The following is a 17,478-nucleotide window of genomic DNA, read 5'->3' as shown; positions in this document are numbered from 1 at the left end:
GTGTAAAATTATTTTCGCCGAGAGAATAGCAGGGGGAATGCGTTTGGCAAGGCGGGACTTCCCTTCTCCCCTTGTGGGAGAAGGTGGATCGGCGCGATAGCGCCGAGACGGATGAGGGGTGTTCCAGCGGAGTGAGACGCTGGCTTTCCCTGGAGCACCCCTCATCCGTCGCCTTCGGCGACACCTTCTCCCACAAGGGGAGAAGGGGTGGTGCTGCGCTACGCCAGTTCCTCGGAATGGCCGATCGTCACGCCATATTCCGCAGCCGAGTCCAAGATCGTGTGCCACAGGCTCTCGGCGAAGGTCGCGAACACCAGCAGGTTGAACACCGCCTGTCCATCCGCCAGATCCTTGCCGCGCCACAGCGTGACACTGGTGTGATCCATCGACGTCGCGGCCGCCGCGCCCACGCCGAAAACATCGGGGTGCAGGTCGATCGAAGACAGCTTGGCGAGCATCGTGCGCGCCTTGTCGCCGGAGACGCTGATCAGCACCCGCGCATGCGATTGGTCGGAAAGCGAGGCCGAACCGACGAAGGCCGGCGCAAGCGCCTCGATCGTATGCTTGCCGCCTCTGGACAGCATCAGGAATTGGTCCGGTCCCGACCAGATCAGCGTCGCGTCGGCAGTATCGACCGCCTTTGGCGTTTCCGGCGCCGCCATGCCGAAGCGCGCCTGCGCGGCCTTCACCATCTCGCCGGCCTTGCCGCGCCGCGCCATCACCTGGACGAGATCGAAATTGCGGATCTCTGTCAGCGCCACGCCCGCGTCGCCTTGCGCGCCATAGGGGCCGGCAATCAGCGCGCGGTCGAGCGGGCTGCGGACGTCCCAGGAAAACTCAGCCACGCTGGCGCCCTCCATCCGGATCGTAGAAGACGGAATTGCAGAGCTCGACATCGTAGTCCTCGCCGCGCAGCGGATCATGCGCCCGCACGATCTCGCCGATGCGTTCGCGGCCGTGCTCGACCAGGCCGAGACCGATCCACTGGTCGAGCACCGGCGAGAAACAGACCGAGGTGACATAGCCCTGGTCGTTGCCGGGGCCGGGGGTCTCGCCCTTTGGAATGATGTGCGCGCCGGAACGCAGGCGGCGCGCCTTGTCGGTCGGCTTGATGCCGACGACCACCTGCCGGTTCGGCGCGACGAGCGCCTCGCGGCCGGCCATGACGCGGCCGATGAAATCCTTCTTGGTCGACATCATCTTGCCGAGGCCGAGATCGCCCGCCGTGGTGGTGCCATTGAGCTCCGGCCCGGCGACATGGCCTTTTTCGATGCGCATCACGCCGAGCGCCTCGGTGCCGTAAGGCGTGACGCCGAACGGCTCGCCGGCAACCATCAGATTGCGCACCAGCGCTTCGCCGTAGCGCGCCGGCACCGAAATCTCGAACGCCATCTCGCCGGAGAAGGAGATGCGGAACAGCCTTGCCTTCAGGCCGCCGCGCAGCCTGACCTCGCGCGCGCCCATGAACGGGAAACCTTCATTCGACAGGTCCTCGGCCGGATCGACGATCTCTTTCAGCAGATCGCGGGTCTTAGGTCCGGCGATCGAGAACTGCGCCCATTGGTCGGAGACCGAGGTCAGCTGCACGTCGAGCTCGGGGAACAGAACCTGGCGGCAGAATTCCAGGTGCTGCATCACCAGTCCAGCTTTGGCCGTCGTGGTGGTGAGGAAGTAATGATCCTCGGCCAGCCGCGAGGTCGTGCCGTCGTCATAGACGATGCCGTCCTCGCGCAGCATCAGCCCGTAGCGCGCCTTGCCGACGGCGAGGCTGGAGAAGGCGTTGATGTAGACGCGGTCGAGGAAGGCGCCCGCGTCGGGCCCGTGCACGTCGATCTTGCCGAGCGTCGAGACGTCGCAGAAGCCGACGCCGCTGCGCACCGCCTTGACCTCGCGGGTGACCGATTCCAGCCAGTCCTTCTCGCCCGCGCGCGGATACCATTGCGCGCGCTTCCACAGCCCGGTGTCGACAAAGACGGCGCCCTGTTCGGCCGCCCAGTGATGCGAGGGCGTCAGCCGCGTCGCATGGAAATTCTCGTCGCGGTGATGGCCGGCGAAGGCGCCGATGGCGACCGGCACGTAAGGCGGCCGGTAGATCGTCGTGCCCGTCTCCGGGATCAACTTGCCGCTGACCGCCGCCATGATGGCGAGGCCGGCGACATTCGAGGTCTTGCCCTGGTCGGTTGCCATGCCGAGCGTCGTGTAGCGCTTCAGATGCTCGACTGATTGAAAACCCTCGCGCTGCGCCAGCTCGACATCGGAAGCGGTGACGTCGTGCTGCTGGTCGACGAAGGCCTTGCCCTTGCCGGCGACATGCCAGAGCGGAGTGATCGAAAAGGCCTCGTCGTCGGCGACCGGCATCGATCCGATATTGCCGCTGCGGCCGGCGTCGCGTGCTGCGGCAGCACCGGCTTCAAACCCTTCGCGCAGACAGGCGCCAAGTCCGAACGCGCCGTTGGCTGCGCCTGCCGCGAGCATGCCGGGCGGTGCGCGATCCGGCACGAAGGCTGCGATGTCGTCGCGCCATTTCGGCCTGCCGCGATGGTAGGAGGTGAGGCCGACCGCGGGGTTCCAGCCGCCAGAGACGGCGAGCCCGTCCGCCTCGACCTCGGCGCGCGCGCCGCCGGCCAGCGAGACGGAAATCTTGCGCACGCCACCCTTGCCGCCGTCGACGCCGGCGACAGCGCCGTGCAGTACCGGAAAGCCGCCTTTGCTGGCCAGCGAGCGGTGGGCCGGCGAAATGTCCGGCCGCGCGTCGATCACGGCGGCCACTTGAAGACCCGACGCGATTGCCGTTTCCGCTGTGCGCCAGCCATCCTCATTGTTGGTGAACAGCGCGATGCGTCTCGCCGGCGTGGCCGCGTAGCGGTTGATGTAGCTGCGCATGGCCGACGCCATCATCACGCCCGGCGTGTCGTTGCCGGCAAAGACGATCGGGCGTTCGATTGCGCCGGCCGCGACGACGCAGCGCTTGGCCACGATCCGCCATAGCCGCTGGCGCACCTGATGCTCGGGCGGCACCGGCAGGTGGTCGTTGACATGCTCGATCGCGCCATAGGTGCCGCCGTCATAGACGCCGAACAAAGTCGTGCGCGTCATGATGCGCACATCCGGCATCGCCGTTAGCTCGGCAACCGCGCGCGCAACCCATTCGGCGGCCGGCAATCCGTCGATCATGCCGCCGTCGGCGAGCAGGCGCCCGCCGAGGACGAAATCCTCCTCGCACAGGATGACGCGCGCGCCGCAGCGCGCGGCGGCAAGAGCCGCCGCCAGACCCGCCGGGCCGGAACCCGCGATCACCACATCGCAATGCGCCCAGGCCTTGTCATAATGGTCGGGATCGGAAACCTGGGCAGCGCGGCCAAGGCCCGCGGCGCGCCGAATTGCCGGCTCGTAGATCGCTTCCCAGAACTTCGCCGGCCACATGAAGGTCTTGTAGTAGAAGCCGGCGACGAAGATCGGCGCGAACAGCTGGTTGACCGACATCACGTCGAAATTGAGCGACGGCCAGCGGTTTTGGCTGGCGGCTTCGAGCCCTTCATAGAGCTCGGCGGTCGTCGCCTTGGTGTTCGGCTCGCGCCTTGCGCCGCTGCGCAATTCGACCAGCGCGTTCGGCTCTTCCGAGCCAGCCGTCAGGATGCCGCGCGGGCGATGATATTTGAACGAGCGGCCGACGAGCTTGACGCCATTGGCGACCAGCGCGGAAGCCAGCGTATCGCCCTTGAAGCCGAAGAGGGTCTTGCCGTCGAAGCGGAAGTTGAGCGCGGTCGAGCGGTCGATGAGACCGCCATTGTTCAGCCGGTTTGCCTGATCGCCGCGCATCACACACCAACCTTGGCGGCGCCTGCGCCCGCCGCCGGCTCGACGGCCGAAATCTCATGCGTCAGCGTGTTGCGGGTGACCTTCAGCCAGGCCCGGCAGCCGCCGCCATGGTACCAGTGCTCGCTCATCGGGCCGGCAATGTTGTCGCGCAGATAGACGTAATCGTAGACCGCGTCCTCGCCGGCATCGGCCGCCGGCCGTTGTGGCTTGGCGTCGCCGAGATAGGTGAACTCGCCGAGTTCGCGTTCGCCGCAGAAGGGACAGACTATGCGCATGGCTGGGTCTTCAATGCATGATGCCAAAAAGTGTGAAGCGGTTTTTGGATAACATCATGCTCTATCCCTAATGCAGGTTCGGTTGGGCGCCCTGGCCCTTCTCGTCGATCATGGCGCCGCGCTGGAAACGGTCGAGGCGGAAAAGCGCGGCTTCCTTGTGCGATTGATCGCGGGCGATGAGATGGGCGAAGACGAAACCGGAGCCGGGCGTCGCCTTGAAGCCGCCATAGCACCAGCCGGCATTGATGTAGAGGCCGTCGACCGGGCTCTTGTCGATGATCGGCGAGCCGTCCATCGACATGTCCATGATGCCCCCCCACTGGCGCAAAAGCCGCACGCGGCCGATCATCGGGATCAGCGCCATACCGCCCTCGCAGACATCCTCCACGACCGGCAGATTGCCGCGCTGGGCATAGGAATTGTAGCCGTCGATATCGCCGCCGAAGACCAGCCCGCCCTTGTCCGACTGGCTGACATAGAAGTGTCCGGCGCCGAAGGTCATGACCCCGGGGATCAGCGGCTTGATCGCTTCGGAGACGAAGGCCTGCAGCACATGGCTTTCGATCGGCAGGCGAAGACCTGCCATAGCCGCGACCCGTGACGAGGAGCCGGCCACTGCCATGCCGACCTTGCCGGCGCCGATCTTGCCGCGCGATGTCTCGACGCCGGTCACCTTGCCGTTGGCGTCGCGCGTGAAGCCGGTAACCTCGCAATTCTGGATGATGTCGACGCCGAGTTCGCTCGCCGCATGCGCGTAGCCCCAGACCACGGCGTCGTGTCGTGCGGTTCCACCGCGGCGTTGCAGCAGTCCGCCTTGCACGGGGAAACGCGCATTGTCGAAATTCAGGAACGGCAGCATTTTGCGCAGCGCCGCCTGGTCGAGCAGTTCCGCATCGATGCCGTTGATGCGCATGGTGTTGCCGCGCCGGGCGAAAGCATCGCGCTGCGCGTCGGAGTGATAGAGGTTGAGCACGCCGCGCTGGCTGACCATCGCGTTATAGTTGAGGTCCTGCTCCATCCGCTCCCACAGCTTCATCGACAATTCGTAGAAGCCGGTGTTGCCGGGAAGGCCGTAATTGGAGCGGATGATGGTGGTGTTGCGGCCGGCATTGCCGGAGCCGATCCACCCTTTTTCCAGCACCGCGACATTGCGGATACCGAACTCGCTGGCGAGAAACCAGGCGGTGGCGAGCCCGTGGCCGCCGCCGCCGATGATGATCACGTCATAGCGGTCCTTGGGCGCAGCATCGCGCCAGGTCGGCTGCCAGTTCTTGTGGCCGGAGAGGGCGGCGCGGGCGAGCGAGAAGATCGAATATTTCATCAGTTCATTCCGAGGTCGCTCGCACCGCTAGAGCATGATGCCGAAAAGTGTGAAGCGGTTTTCGGACGACATCATGCTCCACTACGGGACGGTCAGATATCCAGCGTGTGGTCGCGCTCCCACTGCGTGAAGTGGGAAGCATAGGAATTCCATTCCTGCTGCTTCAGCTTTAGATATGCCGACGAGAATTCCTCACCCAGCGCCGCCTTGAGCGATTTGTCCCTATCGAACTCGCGCAGCGCGTCGAGCAGGTTGAGCGGCAGTTTCGGCGCATCCGTCACCGTGTGGCCGAGCTGGTACATGTCGATGTCGTAGCGCTTGCCGGGATCGGCCTTCGAGCGGATGCCGTCGAGGCCGGCGGCGATGATGACCGCTTGCAGCAGATAGGGATTGGCGGCGCCGTCCGGCAGGCGCAATTCGAAGCGGCCGGGTCCCGGTACGCGCACCATATGCGTGCGGTTGTTGCCGGTCCAGGTCACCGCGTTCGGTGCCCAGGTCGCGCCCGAAATGGTGCGCGGCGCGTTGATGCGCTTGTAGGAATTGACGGTCGGATTGGTGATCGCGGCAAGCGCCGAGGCATGCTTCATGATGCCGCCGAGGAAGTTCCTGCCCTTGGCGGACAGGCCGAGCTCTTGCGAATTGTCGGCAAAGACATTGGTCTTGCCGGTCTCGTCCCACACCGAGATGTGCGCATGGCAGCCATTGCCGGTCAGGCCCTGGAAGGGCTTGGGCATGAACGTCGCGCGCAGGCCATGCTTTTCGGCGATCGACTTGACCATGAACTTGAAGAAGGAGTGCTTGTCGGCGGTCGCCAGCGCGTGATCGAAGGTCCAGTTCATCTCGAACTGGCCGTTGGCGTCCTCATGGTCGTTCTGGTACGGGCCCCAGCCCAACGCCAGCATGTGGTCGCAGATCTCGGCGATGACGTCGTAGCGCCGCATCACGGCCTGCTGGTCGTAGCAGGGCTTCGAGGCTGTATCGTATTCGTCGGAGATCGCCTTGCCATCAGGCGAGATCAGGAAGAACTCGGCCTCGACGCCGGTCTTGACATGCATCCCGTCGCGGGCGGCTTCGTCGATCAGCCGCTTCAGCGTGTTGCGCGGCGCCTGGTTCACCTCCTTGTCGTCCATGATGCAGTTGGCGGCTACCCAGGCGACGTCCTTCTTCCACGGCAGCTGGATGACCGAAGCCGGATCCGGCACGGCCAGCATGTCGGGATGCGCCGGCGTCAGGTCGAGCCATGTGGCGAAGCCGGCAAATCCTGCACCGTCCTTCTGCATGTCGGCGATCGCCTGCGCCGGCACCAGCTTGGCACGCTGCCCGCTGAACAGGTCGGTGTAGGAGATCATGAAATATTTGACGCCGTTCTCCTTGGCGAATGCGGCGAGATCGTTCCCCATTATGTAGTTCCTCGCTTATGTGTCTTGGAAGTTTGTCCTAGAAGCCGTTCTTCCCAGGTATCCAGCTGGTGCCGGCCAAAGGCACGCCGGCCATGGCGGCAGCTTCGATCGAGAGCGCTACGAGATCCTCGGGCTCGAGATTGTGCAGGCTGTTCTTGCCGCAGGCGCGTGCGATGGTCTGCGCTTCGAGCGTCATCACCTTGAGGTAGTTCGCCAGCCGTCGCCCGGCCGCGATCGGGTCGACCCGCTTCATCAATTCGGGATCCTGCGTGGTGATGCCCGCCGGGTCGCGCCCTTCGTGCCAGTCGTCATAGGCGCCGGCCGTGGTGCCGAGCGCGTTGTAGTCCGCCTCCCAGCGTGGATCGTTGTCGCCTAGCGCGACCAGCGCCGCCGTGCCGATCGAGACGGCGTCGACGCCCAGCGCCAGCGCCTTGGCGACATCGGCGCCGTTGCGGATGCCGCCCGAGACGATGAGCTGCACCTTGCGATGCATGCCGAGGTCCTGCAGCGCCTGCACCGCCGGCCGGATGCAGGCAAGCGTCGGCTGGCCGACATTCTCGATGAACACTTCCTGGGTGGCAGCGGTGCCGCCCTGCATGCCGTCGACCACGACGACATCGGCGCCGGCCTTCACCGCGAGCGCGGTGTCGTAATAGGGCCGCGCCCCGCCGACCTTGACGTAGATCGGCTTTTCCCAGTCGGTGATCTCGCGCAGCTCGAGGATCTTGATCTCGAGATCGTCCGGTCCGGTCCAGTCGGGGTGGCGCGAAGCCGAGCGCTGGTCGATGCCCTTGGGCAGCGTGCGCATCTCGGCGACGCGGTCGGAGATCTTCTGTCCGAGCAGCATGCCGCCGCCGCCCGGCTTGGCGCCCTGGCCGACGACCACTTCGATGGCGTCGGCGCGGCGCAGGTCGCGCGGGTTCATGCCGTAGCGCGAGGGCAGGTACTGATAGACCAGCGTCTTGGAATGCCCGCGTTCTTCCTCGGTCATGCCGCCGTCACCGGTGGTGGTCGAGGTGCCGGAAAGCGTGGCGCCGCGCCCCAAGGCTTCCTTAGCCGGCCCGGACAGCGAGCCAAAGCTCATGCCGGCAATGGTGATCGGGATCTTAAGCTCGATCGGCTTCCTGGCGTGGCGCGAGCCGAGCACTACCGAGGTGTCGCAGCGCTCGCGATAGCCTTCGAGCGGATAGCGCGAGATCGAGGCGCCGAGGAACAGCAGGTCGTCGAAATGCGGCAGCTTGCGCTTGGCGCCGGCGCCGCGGATGTCATAGATGCCGGTCGCGGCCGCGCGGCGGATTTCGGAAAGCGTGTAATCGTCGAAGGTCGCGGATTTGCGCGGCGTCGTCGGCGGGTTGCGGTAGGTCATCTTGCCTCAATACGCGTCGGCGTTATCGATGTTGAAATTGTAGAGTTTGCGGGCCGAGCCGTAGCGCTTGAACTCCGAGGCCTTGACGCCGGTCACGCCGGCCTTGTCGAGCAGGGCCTGCAGCAATTCGATATGCTCGGGCCGCATCTCCTTGGCGATGCAGTCGGCGCCGAGGCTCTCCACCTTGCCGCGCACGAAGAGCCGCGCCTCGTAGATGGAATCGCCCAGCGCGTCGCCGGCGTCGCCCAGCACCACGAGGTTGCCGGACTGCGCCATGAAGGCCGACATGTGGCCGATATTGCCGTGCACGACGATGTCGATGCCTTTCATCGAAATGCCGCAGCGCGACGAGGCATTGCCTTCGATGACCAGCAGGCCGCCGCGGCCGGTGGCGCCGGCATACTGGCTGGCATCGCCCTTGATGACGATCGAGCCGGACATCATGTTCTCGCCGACACCGGGGCCGGCCGAGCCATGCACGGTGATCGCCGCGCCATCATTCATGCCGGCGCAGTAATAGCCGACGCTGCCGCGCACATCGATGCTGACGGGCTGATCGACGCCGACCGCCACCGAATGGCTGCCCTTCGGGTTGAGCACTTCCCAGGCGGTCTCGTTCGAGCCGGGCGTGAGCTGGTGCAGCGCCTGGTTCAACTCGCGCAGCGAATGCACGGACAGGTCAAAGACGCGTGATGCCTGACTGTGGGCATGGCCTGGCTCGCGCTCGGCCTTCGACATTGGGGTTGCCGGCATCAGCTCAATGCTCCCAGAAATAAACGGTTGCGGGCTCGGGCTCCCAGACCCGCGCATTGTCGATGCCGGGAAGCTTGGTCAGCGCACGATATTCGGAGCCGAAGGCGACATACTGGTCGGTCTCGGCCATCACGGCCGGCTTGCAGGCGATCGGATCGCGCACCACACCGAAGCCATTCTTGGTGCCGACGACGAAGGTGAAGAAGCCGTCGAGGTCAGAGAGCGTGCCTTCCAGCGCCTCGCCGAGATTCTTGCCATGCGCCATCCGGTTGGACAGATAGGCAGCCGCCACCTCGGTGTCGTTCTCGGTCTCGAAGGTCATGCCGTCGCGAATCAGCTCGCGGCGTACATTGTTGTGGTTGGAGAGCGAGCCATTGTGCACCAGGCACTGGTCGGCGCCGGTCGAGAAAGGATGCGCGCCCATCGTCGTCACCGCCGATTCCGTTGCCATGCGGGTGTGGCCGATACCGTGCGTGCCGGTCATCGCGCGCACGTCGAAACGGTCGACGACCGCTTCGGGCAGGCCGACTTCCTTGTAGATCTCGACTGCTTCGCCGGCGCCCATGATGCGGATGTCGGGCCGGAGCGTCTGCAGCGCCTCGCGCGCGGCGTCGACCTTGTCCGGCGTGGTCCGGATCACCGCATGCGTGGACTTGACCGCGACGCTGACCGGCGCGCTGATCGCCTTGGCGAGCTCGGCGTCGAGGCCGCGGAAATCGCGATCGGGCTTCGGCGACTGCACGGTGATCTTGGCTTCATTGCCGGTGGCTGCGCCATAGATGGCGATGCCGGCACTGTCCGGTCCGCGGTCGCTGAGCGACACCAGCATCTCCGACAGCATGGCGCCGAGCTTCGGCTCCAGCGCCTTGTCCTTCAAGAAAAGTCCGACGATTCCGCACATGCCAGCCTCCAACGTTTTTGGCTCTCAGATGATGTACCCAATGAGTAAGCCGAATTCAATTGGTATGAAAAAAATTTTCCTGTGATTACATATTGGACGGGGCATTGCCCTCGGCACTATCGCCGCCCGGACGCGCATTGTGAACCCAGATCGCATGGCGGATGCGCGCGATCCTATAGGCGTCGAGGATCGAGAGGGCATAGATCAGGAAACCCCCGGCATGGCGGCCGATGAAGCCGGCGTCGACCGGCGCCAGCTTGGTGGTTATCCAGCCAAGGATCACCATGAAGAACAGGAATTGCAGCCCGCGCGCCGGCACGCCGAGTATGACATGGCCGCTTGCCGGCAAGATTATCGCGGCCCCGAGCACGAGATAGGGATTCGCGGAAGCAGGGGTGGCGGTTTCGTCGCTCATGCGGCCCGTCTTTCGCGCCGGTTAATGGCTTGGCGAAGCGTCGAGGCTGCCTCGAGCAGCCGTTCGATCAAGGCCGGATCGATCCCGGCATCGCCGAACGCCGCCTGCCGGAACACACCGTAGCGAGCGCGCTCGGCCTCGGCCAGCAGCCAGACGATGCGCACGCCCTTCGGCGTTATCAGCAATTCCTTGGCGCGGCTTTCGGCAAAGATGTCTGTATGCGCGGCGATCAGATCCTGCGGGAAGGCGACGCCTCTGCGGTCCGTCCTGAGCACCGCGTCGGCGGCAAGGCCGAGCACCTTCGGCAGCGTGTGCGGCAGATGGTCGAAATTGGAGAATGTCGTCGCCGAATTCGGCCGCATCATCATGTCGAACGTGCCCGGCACCGCAACCGGCTCGGTGATCGAAACGCTGAGCCAGCGCGTCGGCAGCTTTCGCGTCGCCAGCGTGTCGACGATGGTCCGCACCTGGACGCGCTGGCCGTTCCAGGAACCGGCCCAGGTGACGACGCCGGCCGTGCCGTCGGAAATGTCGGCGGCATCCGCAACGACGCTGTGGATGCTCGCCATATCGGCGGCAAAGGCCGCCTTCGCCCTGTTGCGGCTGGCGCGCGCCAGCCAGACAATATGAGCGGCGACGCCCAGTGCGATCGCCCCGGTAAGCAATACTGACGTCAGCTCGGACATTTCGATACGCCACGGCCCGCCATCGAACGGCGGGCCCTTACTCCACTCAATAACCCTGCGGCTTCGGCCACGGCATGGAGAACTGGTCGCCGCGCCGCACGAACTTGTAGCGGTAGAAGTGGAACCACAGCGAGATCAGGAAATAGAAGACGGTCATCGCGATCAGCTGCGAGCCGAAGCCGAGGAAGATGGCGAAGAAAGTCACCATGCACAGGCAGAAGAGCACGATCGCCGGCAGCGGGTGGAAGGGGTGCGTGTAGCCGCGGCGGATCGAACCCAGCGGCCACTTCTTGCGGAACATCATGATGTTGATGCTCATGAAGGTGTATTGCAACACGCCCGACAGGATCGAGAAGGTGATCGCCTGGTTGAGATCGGCGATGAAGGCGAAGGCCAGCGCGATCGGCAGCAGGAACAGGATCGAGCGATAGGGCGTGCGATACTTCGGATGCACTGCCGAGAACCAGCTCGGCAGGTAGCGGTCGCGGCCGAGCGAGAACCAGGCGCGCGCCGCGTCGTTGATGCAGCCATTGGCCGACGCGAGCGCGGCCAGCAGCGTCGCGATGAAGAGCAGGTTTTCCAGCAGCGGGCTGCCCGTCAGTTTGCCGGCGTCCCACAGCGGATAGTAGGTGATGCCGAGATATTCCCAGGGCATCAGCGAGGCGCAGACATACCAGGTCATCGCCGCGGCGATCAAAAGCGTGATCATGCCGGCCATGGTGCCGTAAGGCAGCGAGCGCGCCGGCGAACGCACTTCCTCGGCCGCCTGGGTCGTGCCCTCGATGCCGAGATAATACCAGATGCCGAACTGGAAGGCGGCAATGACGCCGATCCAGCCATAGGGCAGTGCATTGGCGGGGGTGACCAGCTCGTTGAGCTTCAGCACCGCGCCTTGCGTCCACGGGCTAACGGAGAAGAACAGGATGACGATCGAGACATAGGCGATCGCGGTGATGACGAAGTTGACGTTCAGTGTCATCAGCACGCCGCGATAGTTGAGCCAGGCGAGCACGACGATGGTGGCGGCGATGAAGGAATTGTGCGTCAGCCCCTCGACGCCGGCCTTGGCGACGATGGTATCGCCGAGCAGGATCGCGTCCGATACTTCCAGCATGGTGTAGGCGAACACCAGGAACAGCGCGACGTTGAAGGCCATCAGCGGCCCGACGATATGCTTGGCTTGCGCATATTGGCCGCCGGCGGCGGCGACGGTGGACGTCACCTCCGAATCGATCATGGCGACCGAAGTGTAGAGCAGTCCAACGACCCAGCAGACAATCAGCGCGGCGAGCGCGCCGCCCTTGTCGGCGGAGAAATTCCAGCCGGTGAACTCGCCGACCAGCACGATGCCGACGCCGAGCGCCCACACATGCGCCGGGCCGAGCACCCGAAGCAGCGAGACCCTGTCGCCGTGGATTGTCGTCGTTTGTGCCGTTTCAACCGCAGCCGTCATGTCAGTCCCCACTCAGATCCGGTGTTTTTCGGAAACGGCTTCAAGCTCGCCTTCACGGGAAGACGTCAAAGTCTCCTCGGAATAGGTCGTATCGACCTTGAACCAGTCGTAGAGCATCCAAGCCGCAAGCACGACCGAGATGCCCCAGCAAACGTAAGACAGTCCCATCCACATGATGTCTTCCCCGGTCTCTTTGTCGTCGAAAGTCTCTTTGTCGTCGAAGTCTATTTGTCGTCGAAGTCTATTTGTCGTCGAACTTCTCGTTGATGACCTCGCGATATTCCTTATCGGAGGCGCGGAACAGGAAGACGAAATACGCGATCAGCACAATCGCCATGATGATCAGCGTCGGCCAGTCGATGATGTAGTGGAAGCGGTTCTGGATGATGTCGTGCGCCGTCTCCGGCGTGTAGCCCAGCTTCTCCCAGATCGAGGCCATGGTCGCGTTCTGGCCGAGCGCGTCCCAGGTCTTGGCATCGAGCGGGTCGATCGACTTCGCCGCCCCGGCAAAGCCGAGTTTCAGCGGCAGCCAGAGCGCCACGAAGATTGCGACCACCACGACCGCGATGTCGAGGATCTGTCCGGCCTTGCTCTGCTCCGGCGGGGTGTAGCGAGCCATGGTTTCTCCCTTCACGATTGGCGGTTGCGGGCGGCGTCGGCGTTCTTGATGTCGAGCCCGTAGATGAAGTCCTTGTCTTCCTTGTAGTGGTTGAGCATGGCGAGGATCGCGGCGGTGTTGAAGATCAGCACCGCGGCGGCTGCAACCGCCACCACGAGCTTGATGCCGCTATGCGGAATGTATGGCCACGTCATCAGGAGGACGAAGAGGATCGTTGCCCACAGGCATACGATCAGGAGCACGGACCCACGCACGTCGGAACGGTACAGCGCTTCGATGCGCTGCTGCATGTCGGACATCGGTTTTCCCCTTCTGGCGACGTCCGGCCACACAACAGACCGGGCGTCCACTCTTTCAACAGAGTGAAATTTTTTTCATAAATTCCGCTCGATTCCCGAAATTGTCAAGCCGGATTTACGCATCGTAAACCGTTTGTCACCGGGCAACAAATTTGCCTGACAATGAAATTATTTGCTTCAAGGGGATTGCAGGGCTTCGCCGTTTGCGGTCAATATTCGGCCAAGCTCCGCCACCAAGCAGGAGCAGGGAACAGCAACGACTTAAATCGCACGGAGGACGATCGGATGACGGCATCCTGGAGATTCTCGACCCTGGCGGATCGCCATCGCGCGCTCGGCTCGAAACTCGAGGACTGGAGCGGCATGGGCACCGCCTGGACCTACGACAAGGACGCCGACGAGGAATATGTCGCGATCCGCACCAAGGCCGGGCTCATGGACGTCTCCGGTCTGAAGAAGGTTCATATCACCGGGCCGCACGCCTCGCATCTTATCGACCTCGCCACGACGCGCGACGTCGAAAAGATCTATCCCGGCAAGTCGGCCTATGCCTGCATGCTGAACGAGGCCGGCAAATTCACCGACGACTGCATCCTCTACCGCATCAGCCCGAACTCGTGGATGGTCGTGCACGGCTCCGGCACCGGCCATGAGGAGCTGCAGCGGGCGGCCATGGGCCGCGATGTCTCGCTGCGCTTCGATGACAATCTGCACGACCTGTCGCTGCAAGGCCCGACCGCGGTTGACTATCTGGCCAAGCATGTGCCCGGCATCCGCGATCTCAATTACTTCCATCACATGCAGACGCAGCTCTTCGGCTTTCCGGTGATGATCTCGCGCACCGGCTACACCGGCGAGCGCGGCTACGAGATCTTCTGCCGCGGCCAGGATGCCGGTACGATCTGGGACAGGATCCTCGAGGAGGGCAAGAGCGCCGGGATCATTCCCTGCCGCTTCACCACGCTCGACATGCTGCGCGTCGAGAGCTATCTGCTCTTCTACCCTTACGACAATTCCCAAAAGTATCCGTTCGAGAACGAAGGCCCCGGCGACACGCTGTGGGAGCTCGGCCTCGACTTCACCGTCAGCCCCGGCAAGACCGGCTTCCGCGGCGCCGAGGAGCATTATCGGCTGAAGGGCAAGGAGCGCTTCAAGATCTACGGCGTGCTGCTCGACGGCAAGGAACCGGCGGACGAGGGCGCGCCCGTCTATCGCGACGGCAGGCAAGTCGGCGTGGTGACCTGCGCCATGTATTCGCCGCTGGTCGAGAAATCGATGGGCATCGCGCGCCTCGACGTCGATTGCGCCGTCAAGGACACCAAGCTCGAGATTCGCAACAGGAGCGGCTCGATCAAAGCAACGGCGCAGCCCTTGCCGTTCGACGATCCCAAAAAGACCAAGCGCACGGCAAAAGGTTGAGGCATCATCAGCGGGAGGGCTTTCGGGGCACGAAGGAAAGAATGGCAGCCAAGACGATCATCAGCCGGCCCGTTTACGGAACGCTGTCGCCGCAGCCCGGCAAGCACCATCTCTTCATCGCTGACGCGGAAGGCGCGCTCGCGATAACCAACATGGCCAACAAGGCGCCGCCCGGCTTTTTCGACGGCGCGGAAATCGTCTTTATTCCGGGGCCTGAGGGCAAGCATGTGGCAGCTCTCGAAGCACTGAAGCCCGCGCAACTCCATATTGCGCCTTCCTTCGCCAGCCTGCTGCCGCGGCTCAAGCAGACGCTGACCAACGCCCATATGGGCCTGCGCCTTTATCTTGCCGGCACCGAAGGCCTGATCGGCCAGGCAATGCAAGTAGCGCTTGAAGTCGGCATCGACCATACCTCCATTGCGACCGAGCATCGCGGCTCGCTGGCGCGGCGCATGCAATGCGTGCACTGCAAGGGCATCACCGAGAATGTAACGACGCAGCCGGCTACCTGCTCGCATTGCGGCCTGCTGCTTCTGGTGCGCGATCACTATTCGCGGCGCCTCGCGGCCTTCCAGGGCGTGTGCATCAATGCCGAGGATCGCTCCGAGATTCCTCCGATCGAGGAGGCCTTTCCATGAGCACCGGCACCACCAAGCTCGACGTCGTTGTCAGCGACGTCGTTCCCGTCAACGATCTCGTGACCCGTTTCCATTTCCGCCGTCGCGACGGCGAGCTGCTGCCGACCTTTTCCGGCGGCGCCCATGTCGTGGTCGAGATGCGCGACGGCGACCGCACCAGGCTCAATCCCTATTCGCTGATGGGCTCGCCGCTCGACACGCGCGAATACACGATCTCGGTGCGCCGAGACGATGCCGGCCGCGGCGGCTCGCTGTTCATGCACCGGCAGGTCAAGCCCGGGCTGGAGATGGTGATCAGCTATCCGGTCAATCTGTTCTCGCTGGATCTCCGGGCGAAGAAGCACCTGATGCTGGCCGGCGGCATCGGCATCACGCCTTTCATGGCGCAGACATCGCAGCTGGCAGGCGCCGGCGGCAATTTCGAATTGCATTACACCTGCCGCACCGCCTCGCTCGGCACCTATGCCGATGTGCTGCAGCAGCGCTATGGCAACCGGGTCAGGCTCTATCACGACGACCGCGAGGAGCGCATCGACCTCGAGCGGCTCTTGTCCTCGCAGCCGCTCGGCACACACCTCTATGTCTGCGGGCCGGCGGGCATGATCAACTGGGTGCGCGATCGCGCGGCTAGCCTCGGATGGCCGCCGGAGACCGTGCATTTCGAGCATTTCGCGGCCCCGCAGCCTGGCGCGCCGTTCGACGTGACCTTGGCAGTCAGCGGCAAGACGATTCGCGTCGGCGAGCAGCAGAGCCTGCTCGAGGCGATCGAAGCCGCCGGCGTCGACCCGCCTTATCTCTGCCGCGGCGGCGTTTGCGGCCAGTGCGAGACCAATGTGATCTCCTACGACGGCAAGTTCATCCACAACGATCACTGGCTGAGCGAGGAAGACCACCGTTCCGGCCGCAAGATCATGCCTTGCGTCTCGCGTTTCGAGGGCAAGTCGCTGGTCCTGGAAAGATAGGAGGCGTCAATGGGCATCACCTTTCGCAAGGAAACGTTTCGCGACGACTACACCTTTAAGAACAGCCCGGAGCACATCAGGCGCTTTCCCTTCCCGTTCAACGAAGATGCCTACATGTATGCGGTCAATATCGAGCCGCATGTCGTCGGGCCCAAGGGCAGCGTGCTCGAGAACCTGATCGACGTCGACGAGCACTATGTCGCCGAGATGCAAGACCGCGCGCTTGTTCTGGCCGAGGATCCGCTGCGCTGCCAGTCGCTGCCGCACATGACTTTGGCCGGCTGGGACCTGCTCGAGCTTCTGATGGAGCAGCAGGCGCTCGGCTATCCCGAGCATTTCACACTGGAGCGAAACGGCGATCGCTGGCGCTGGATCAACCGGCCGCTCGGTATCGGTGACACCTTCACCTTCGGCGACACCTCGACGCTGCCTTACGGGCCGATGGAATACATCACCCGCCAGAGCCAGGGCGATTTCTGTATCCTCGACCAGCGCGACGGCAATCTGTGGATGGATGCCGGCATGGTCACCACTCAGGCCGACTGGTCGCTCGACTTCGACATCGGCATGAACTTCTTCGAATGGCACGCGCCGGTACCGCTGGCGCATGAGAAGGGCATTTTCACGCGCGCGCTGAAGTTCCTCACCAACATCCAGCAGGGCAAGCCGGCAAGGCGTCTCAACTGGACGATGACCATCAACCCGCGCCTCGACACCAGCCCCGAAAACTATCACAAATGGGGCCCGGACCGCGCCACGGTCACGCCCGAAAATGTCGGCCAGAAGGTGCATCTGCGCGTCGAGCTGCAAAGCTTCTGGCGGCTGCCGCGTTCCAACGCCATCGTCTTCCCGATCCGTTGCTATCTGATCAAGATGGACGAGCTGGTCACGCAGCCGAAATGGGCGCGCCGCCTGCACCGCGTCATCCGCGACCTGCCGGAAGAGCTCGCCACCTATAAGGGCTTGACACGATATAGGCCGACGCTGGTGGAATGGCTGTCGAAGCTTGACGACGGCAGCCCGACGTCACCAGGATTCGGGCCGGATTGAAGACTTGGGTTCCTCGCCCCCGCAAAGCGGGGGAGAGGTGTCCGCGAAGCGGACGGAGAGGGGGCCTTCGTAGGGCGCTCCCCTCTCCGTCTCGGCTTCGCC

18 protein-coding genes are annotated in these 17,478 nt (G+C 64.0%); 4 read left to right on the top strand and 14 right to left on the bottom strand.

The genetic code is table 11. The features are described 5' to 3' along the window. Nucleotides 1-218 precede the first annotated feature (218 nt). The 14 genes from LB526_RS19845 to LB526_RS19780 form a co-directional block, all read right to left on the bottom strand. Nucleotides 219-845, bottom strand: coding sequence for a sarcosine oxidase subunit gamma (locus LB526_RS19845; protein WP_224629361.1), 627 nt, complete (start codon nucleotides 843-845; stop codon nucleotides 219-221). Next, nucleotides 838-3,819 carry a sarcosine oxidase subunit alpha gene (locus LB526_RS19840; protein ID WP_224629359.1) on the bottom strand — a complete coding sequence of 994 codons (2,982 nt, stop codon included), beginning with the start codon at nucleotides 3,817-3,819 and terminating at the stop codon, nucleotides 838-840. The genes LB526_RS19845 and LB526_RS19840 overlap by 8 nt, the downstream gene beginning before the upstream one ends. Continuing rightward, a complete protein-coding gene (locus LB526_RS19835) occupies nucleotides 3,819-4,094 on the bottom strand; it encodes a sarcosine oxidase subunit delta (RefSeq protein ID WP_224515831.1) in 276 nt (91 codons plus the stop codon). The genes LB526_RS19840 and LB526_RS19835 overlap by 1 nt, the downstream gene beginning before the upstream one ends. 67 nt (nucleotides 4,095-4,161) lie before the next feature. Further along, a complete protein-coding gene (locus LB526_RS19830; protein WP_095768777.1) occupies nucleotides 4,162-5,415 on the bottom strand; it encodes a sarcosine oxidase subunit beta family protein in 1,254 nt (417 codons plus the stop codon). Between the two features lie 92 nt (nucleotides 5,416-5,507). Then, nucleotides 5,508-6,815 (bottom strand): type III glutamate--ammonia ligase, encoded by a 1,308-nt coding sequence (gene glnT / locus LB526_RS19825; RefSeq protein WP_224544333.1) that lies wholly within the window; start codon nucleotides 6,813-6,815, stop codon nucleotides 5,508-5,510. Between the two features lie 37 nt (nucleotides 6,816-6,852). Next, nucleotides 6,853-8,181, bottom strand: a complete 1,329-nt coding sequence (locus LB526_RS19820; RefSeq protein ID WP_224515833.1) for an FMN-binding glutamate synthase family protein — start codon at nucleotides 8,179-8,181, stop codon at nucleotides 6,853-6,855. Between the two features lie 6 nt (nucleotides 8,182-8,187). Then, on the bottom strand, nucleotides 8,188-8,934 hold the full coding sequence (locus LB526_RS19815; RefSeq protein ID WP_140844227.1) for a GXGXG domain-containing protein: 747 nt from the start codon (nucleotides 8,932-8,934) through the stop codon (nucleotides 8,188-8,190). A gap of 4 nt (nucleotides 8,935-8,938) precedes the next feature. After that, nucleotides 8,939-9,835 carry a class II glutamine amidotransferase gene (locus LB526_RS19810; protein WP_224629357.1) on the bottom strand — a complete coding sequence of 299 codons (897 nt, stop codon included), beginning with the start codon at nucleotides 9,833-9,835 and terminating at the stop codon, nucleotides 8,939-8,941. A gap of 85 nt (nucleotides 9,836-9,920) precedes the next feature. Further along, nucleotides 9,921-10,250 carry a hypothetical protein gene (locus LB526_RS19805; RefSeq protein WP_224629356.1) on the bottom strand — a complete coding sequence of 110 codons (330 nt, stop codon included), beginning with the start codon at nucleotides 10,248-10,250 and terminating at the stop codon, nucleotides 9,921-9,923. After that, entirely contained in the window at nucleotides 10,247-10,936 is a 690-nt protein-coding gene (locus LB526_RS19800) for a hypothetical protein (RefSeq protein WP_224629354.1), read from the bottom strand. Before LB526_RS19800 ends, LB526_RS19805 begins: the two co-directional genes overlap by 4 nt. 46 nt (nucleotides 10,937-10,982) lie before the next feature. Further along, nucleotides 10,983-12,389, bottom strand: a complete 1,407-nt coding sequence (locus LB526_RS19795) for an APC family permease (protein WP_140693763.1) — start codon at nucleotides 12,387-12,389, stop codon at nucleotides 10,983-10,985. Nucleotides 12,390-12,401: 12 nt separating this feature from the next. Then, complete coding sequence (locus tag LB526_RS19790; RefSeq protein ID WP_095768770.1) at nucleotides 12,402-12,563, bottom strand: hypothetical protein; 162 nt, start codon at nucleotides 12,561-12,563, stop codon at nucleotides 12,402-12,404. Between the two features lie 67 nt (nucleotides 12,564-12,630). Further along, on the bottom strand, nucleotides 12,631-13,008 hold the full coding sequence (locus LB526_RS19785) for a hypothetical protein (RefSeq protein WP_095768769.1): 378 nt from the start codon (nucleotides 13,006-13,008) through the stop codon (nucleotides 12,631-12,633). Nucleotides 13,009-13,019: 11 nt separating this feature from the next. Next, on the bottom strand, nucleotides 13,020-13,307 hold the full coding sequence (locus LB526_RS19780) for a hypothetical protein (RefSeq protein ID WP_095768768.1): 288 nt from the start codon (nucleotides 13,305-13,307) through the stop codon (nucleotides 13,020-13,022). A 285-nt stretch (nucleotides 13,308-13,592) separates the two neighbouring features. Here LB526_RS19780 and LB526_RS19775 point away from each other — a divergent pair, with 285 nt between their 5' ends. From LB526_RS19775 to LB526_RS19760, 4 genes are read left to right on the top strand one after another with little or no spacing between them, the layout of a single operon-like run. Further along, complete coding sequence (locus LB526_RS19775) at nucleotides 13,593-14,726, top strand: aminomethyltransferase family protein (RefSeq protein WP_224526625.1); 1,134 nt, start codon at nucleotides 13,593-13,595, stop codon at nucleotides 14,724-14,726. A 41-nt stretch (nucleotides 14,727-14,767) separates the two neighbouring features. Beyond that, nucleotides 14,768-15,364 carry a dimethylamine monooxygenase subunit DmmA family protein gene (locus LB526_RS19770; RefSeq protein WP_224629352.1) on the top strand — a complete coding sequence of 199 codons (597 nt, stop codon included), beginning with the start codon at nucleotides 14,768-14,770 and terminating at the stop codon, nucleotides 15,362-15,364. Then, nucleotides 15,361-16,326: a PDR/VanB family oxidoreductase gene (locus tag LB526_RS19765; protein WP_224629350.1), complete on the top strand. Its 966-nt coding sequence runs from the start codon at nucleotides 15,361-15,363 to the stop codon at nucleotides 16,324-16,326. The genes LB526_RS19770 and LB526_RS19765 overlap by 4 nt, the downstream gene beginning before the upstream one ends. Nucleotides 16,327-16,335: 9 nt before the next feature. Beyond that, nucleotides 16,336-17,376, top strand: coding sequence for a heme-dependent oxidative N-demethylase family protein (locus LB526_RS19760; RefSeq protein WP_224629348.1), 1,041 nt, complete (start codon nucleotides 16,336-16,338; stop codon nucleotides 17,374-17,376). Nucleotides 17,377-17,478 lie beyond the last annotated feature (102 nt).

This window comes from Mesorhizobium sp. CA6, from assembly GCF_020165035.1.
Lineage (GTDB): Bacteria > Pseudomonadota > Alphaproteobacteria > Rhizobiales > Rhizobiaceae > Mesorhizobium.
This window is presented reverse-complemented; position numbering and strand designations above follow the sequence as displayed.

Bases quoted from the DNA above. Each gene is read 5' to 3' on its own strand.
- LB526_RS19840 (WP_224629359.1), bottom strand. From the start codon at position 3,819: ATGCGCGGCGATCAGGCAAACCGGCTGAACAATGGCGGTCTCATCGAC.
- LB526_RS19835 (WP_224515831.1), bottom strand. From the start codon at position 4,094: ATGCGCATAGTCTGTCCCTTCTGCGGCGAACGCGAACTCGGCGAGTTC.
- LB526_RS19830 (WP_095768777.1), bottom strand. From the start codon at position 5,415: ATGAAATATTCGATCTTCTCGCTCGCCCGCGCCGCCCTCTCCGGCCAC.
- glnT (WP_224544333.1), bottom strand. From the start codon at position 6,815: ATGGGGAACGATCTCGCCGCATTCGCCAAGGAGAACGGCGTCAAATAT.
- LB526_RS19820 (WP_224515833.1), bottom strand. From the start codon at position 8,181: ATGACCTACCGCAACCCGCCGACGACGCCGCGCAAATCCGCGACCTTC.
- LB526_RS19815 (WP_140844227.1), bottom strand. From the start codon at position 8,934: ATGCCGGCAACCCCAATGTCGAAGGCCGAGCGCGAGCCAGGCCATGCC.
- LB526_RS19810 (WP_224629357.1), bottom strand. From the start codon at position 9,835: ATGTGCGGAATCGTCGGACTTTTCTTGAAGGACAAGGCGCTGGAGCCG.
- LB526_RS19805 (WP_224629356.1), bottom strand. From the start codon at position 10,250: ATGAGCGACGAAACCGCCACCCCTGCTTCCGCGAATCCCTATCTCGTG.
- LB526_RS19800 (WP_224629354.1), bottom strand. From the start codon at position 10,936: ATGTCCGAGCTGACGTCAGTATTGCTTACCGGGGCGATCGCACTGGGC.
- LB526_RS19795 (WP_140693763.1), bottom strand. From the start codon at position 12,389: ATGACGGCTGCGGTTGAAACGGCACAAACGACGACAATCCACGGCGAC.
- LB526_RS19790 (WP_095768770.1), bottom strand. From the start codon at position 12,563: ATGTGGATGGGACTGTCTTACGTTTGCTGGGGCATCTCGGTCGTGCTT.
- LB526_RS19785 (WP_095768769.1), bottom strand. From the start codon at position 13,008: ATGGCTCGCTACACCCCGCCGGAGCAGAGCAAGGCCGGACAGATCCTC.
- LB526_RS19780 (WP_095768768.1), bottom strand. From the start codon at position 13,307: ATGTCCGACATGCAGCAGCGCATCGAAGCGCTGTACCGTTCCGACGTG.
- LB526_RS19775 (WP_224526625.1), top strand. From the start codon at position 13,593: ATGACGGCATCCTGGAGATTCTCGACCCTGGCGGATCGCCATCGCGCG.
- LB526_RS19770 (WP_224629352.1), top strand. From the start codon at position 14,768: ATGGCAGCCAAGACGATCATCAGCCGGCCCGTTTACGGAACGCTGTCG.
- LB526_RS19765 (WP_224629350.1), top strand. From the start codon at position 15,361: ATGAGCACCGGCACCACCAAGCTCGACGTCGTTGTCAGCGACGTCGTT.
- LB526_RS19760 (WP_224629348.1), top strand. From the start codon at position 16,336: ATGGGCATCACCTTTCGCAAGGAAACGTTTCGCGACGACTACACCTTT.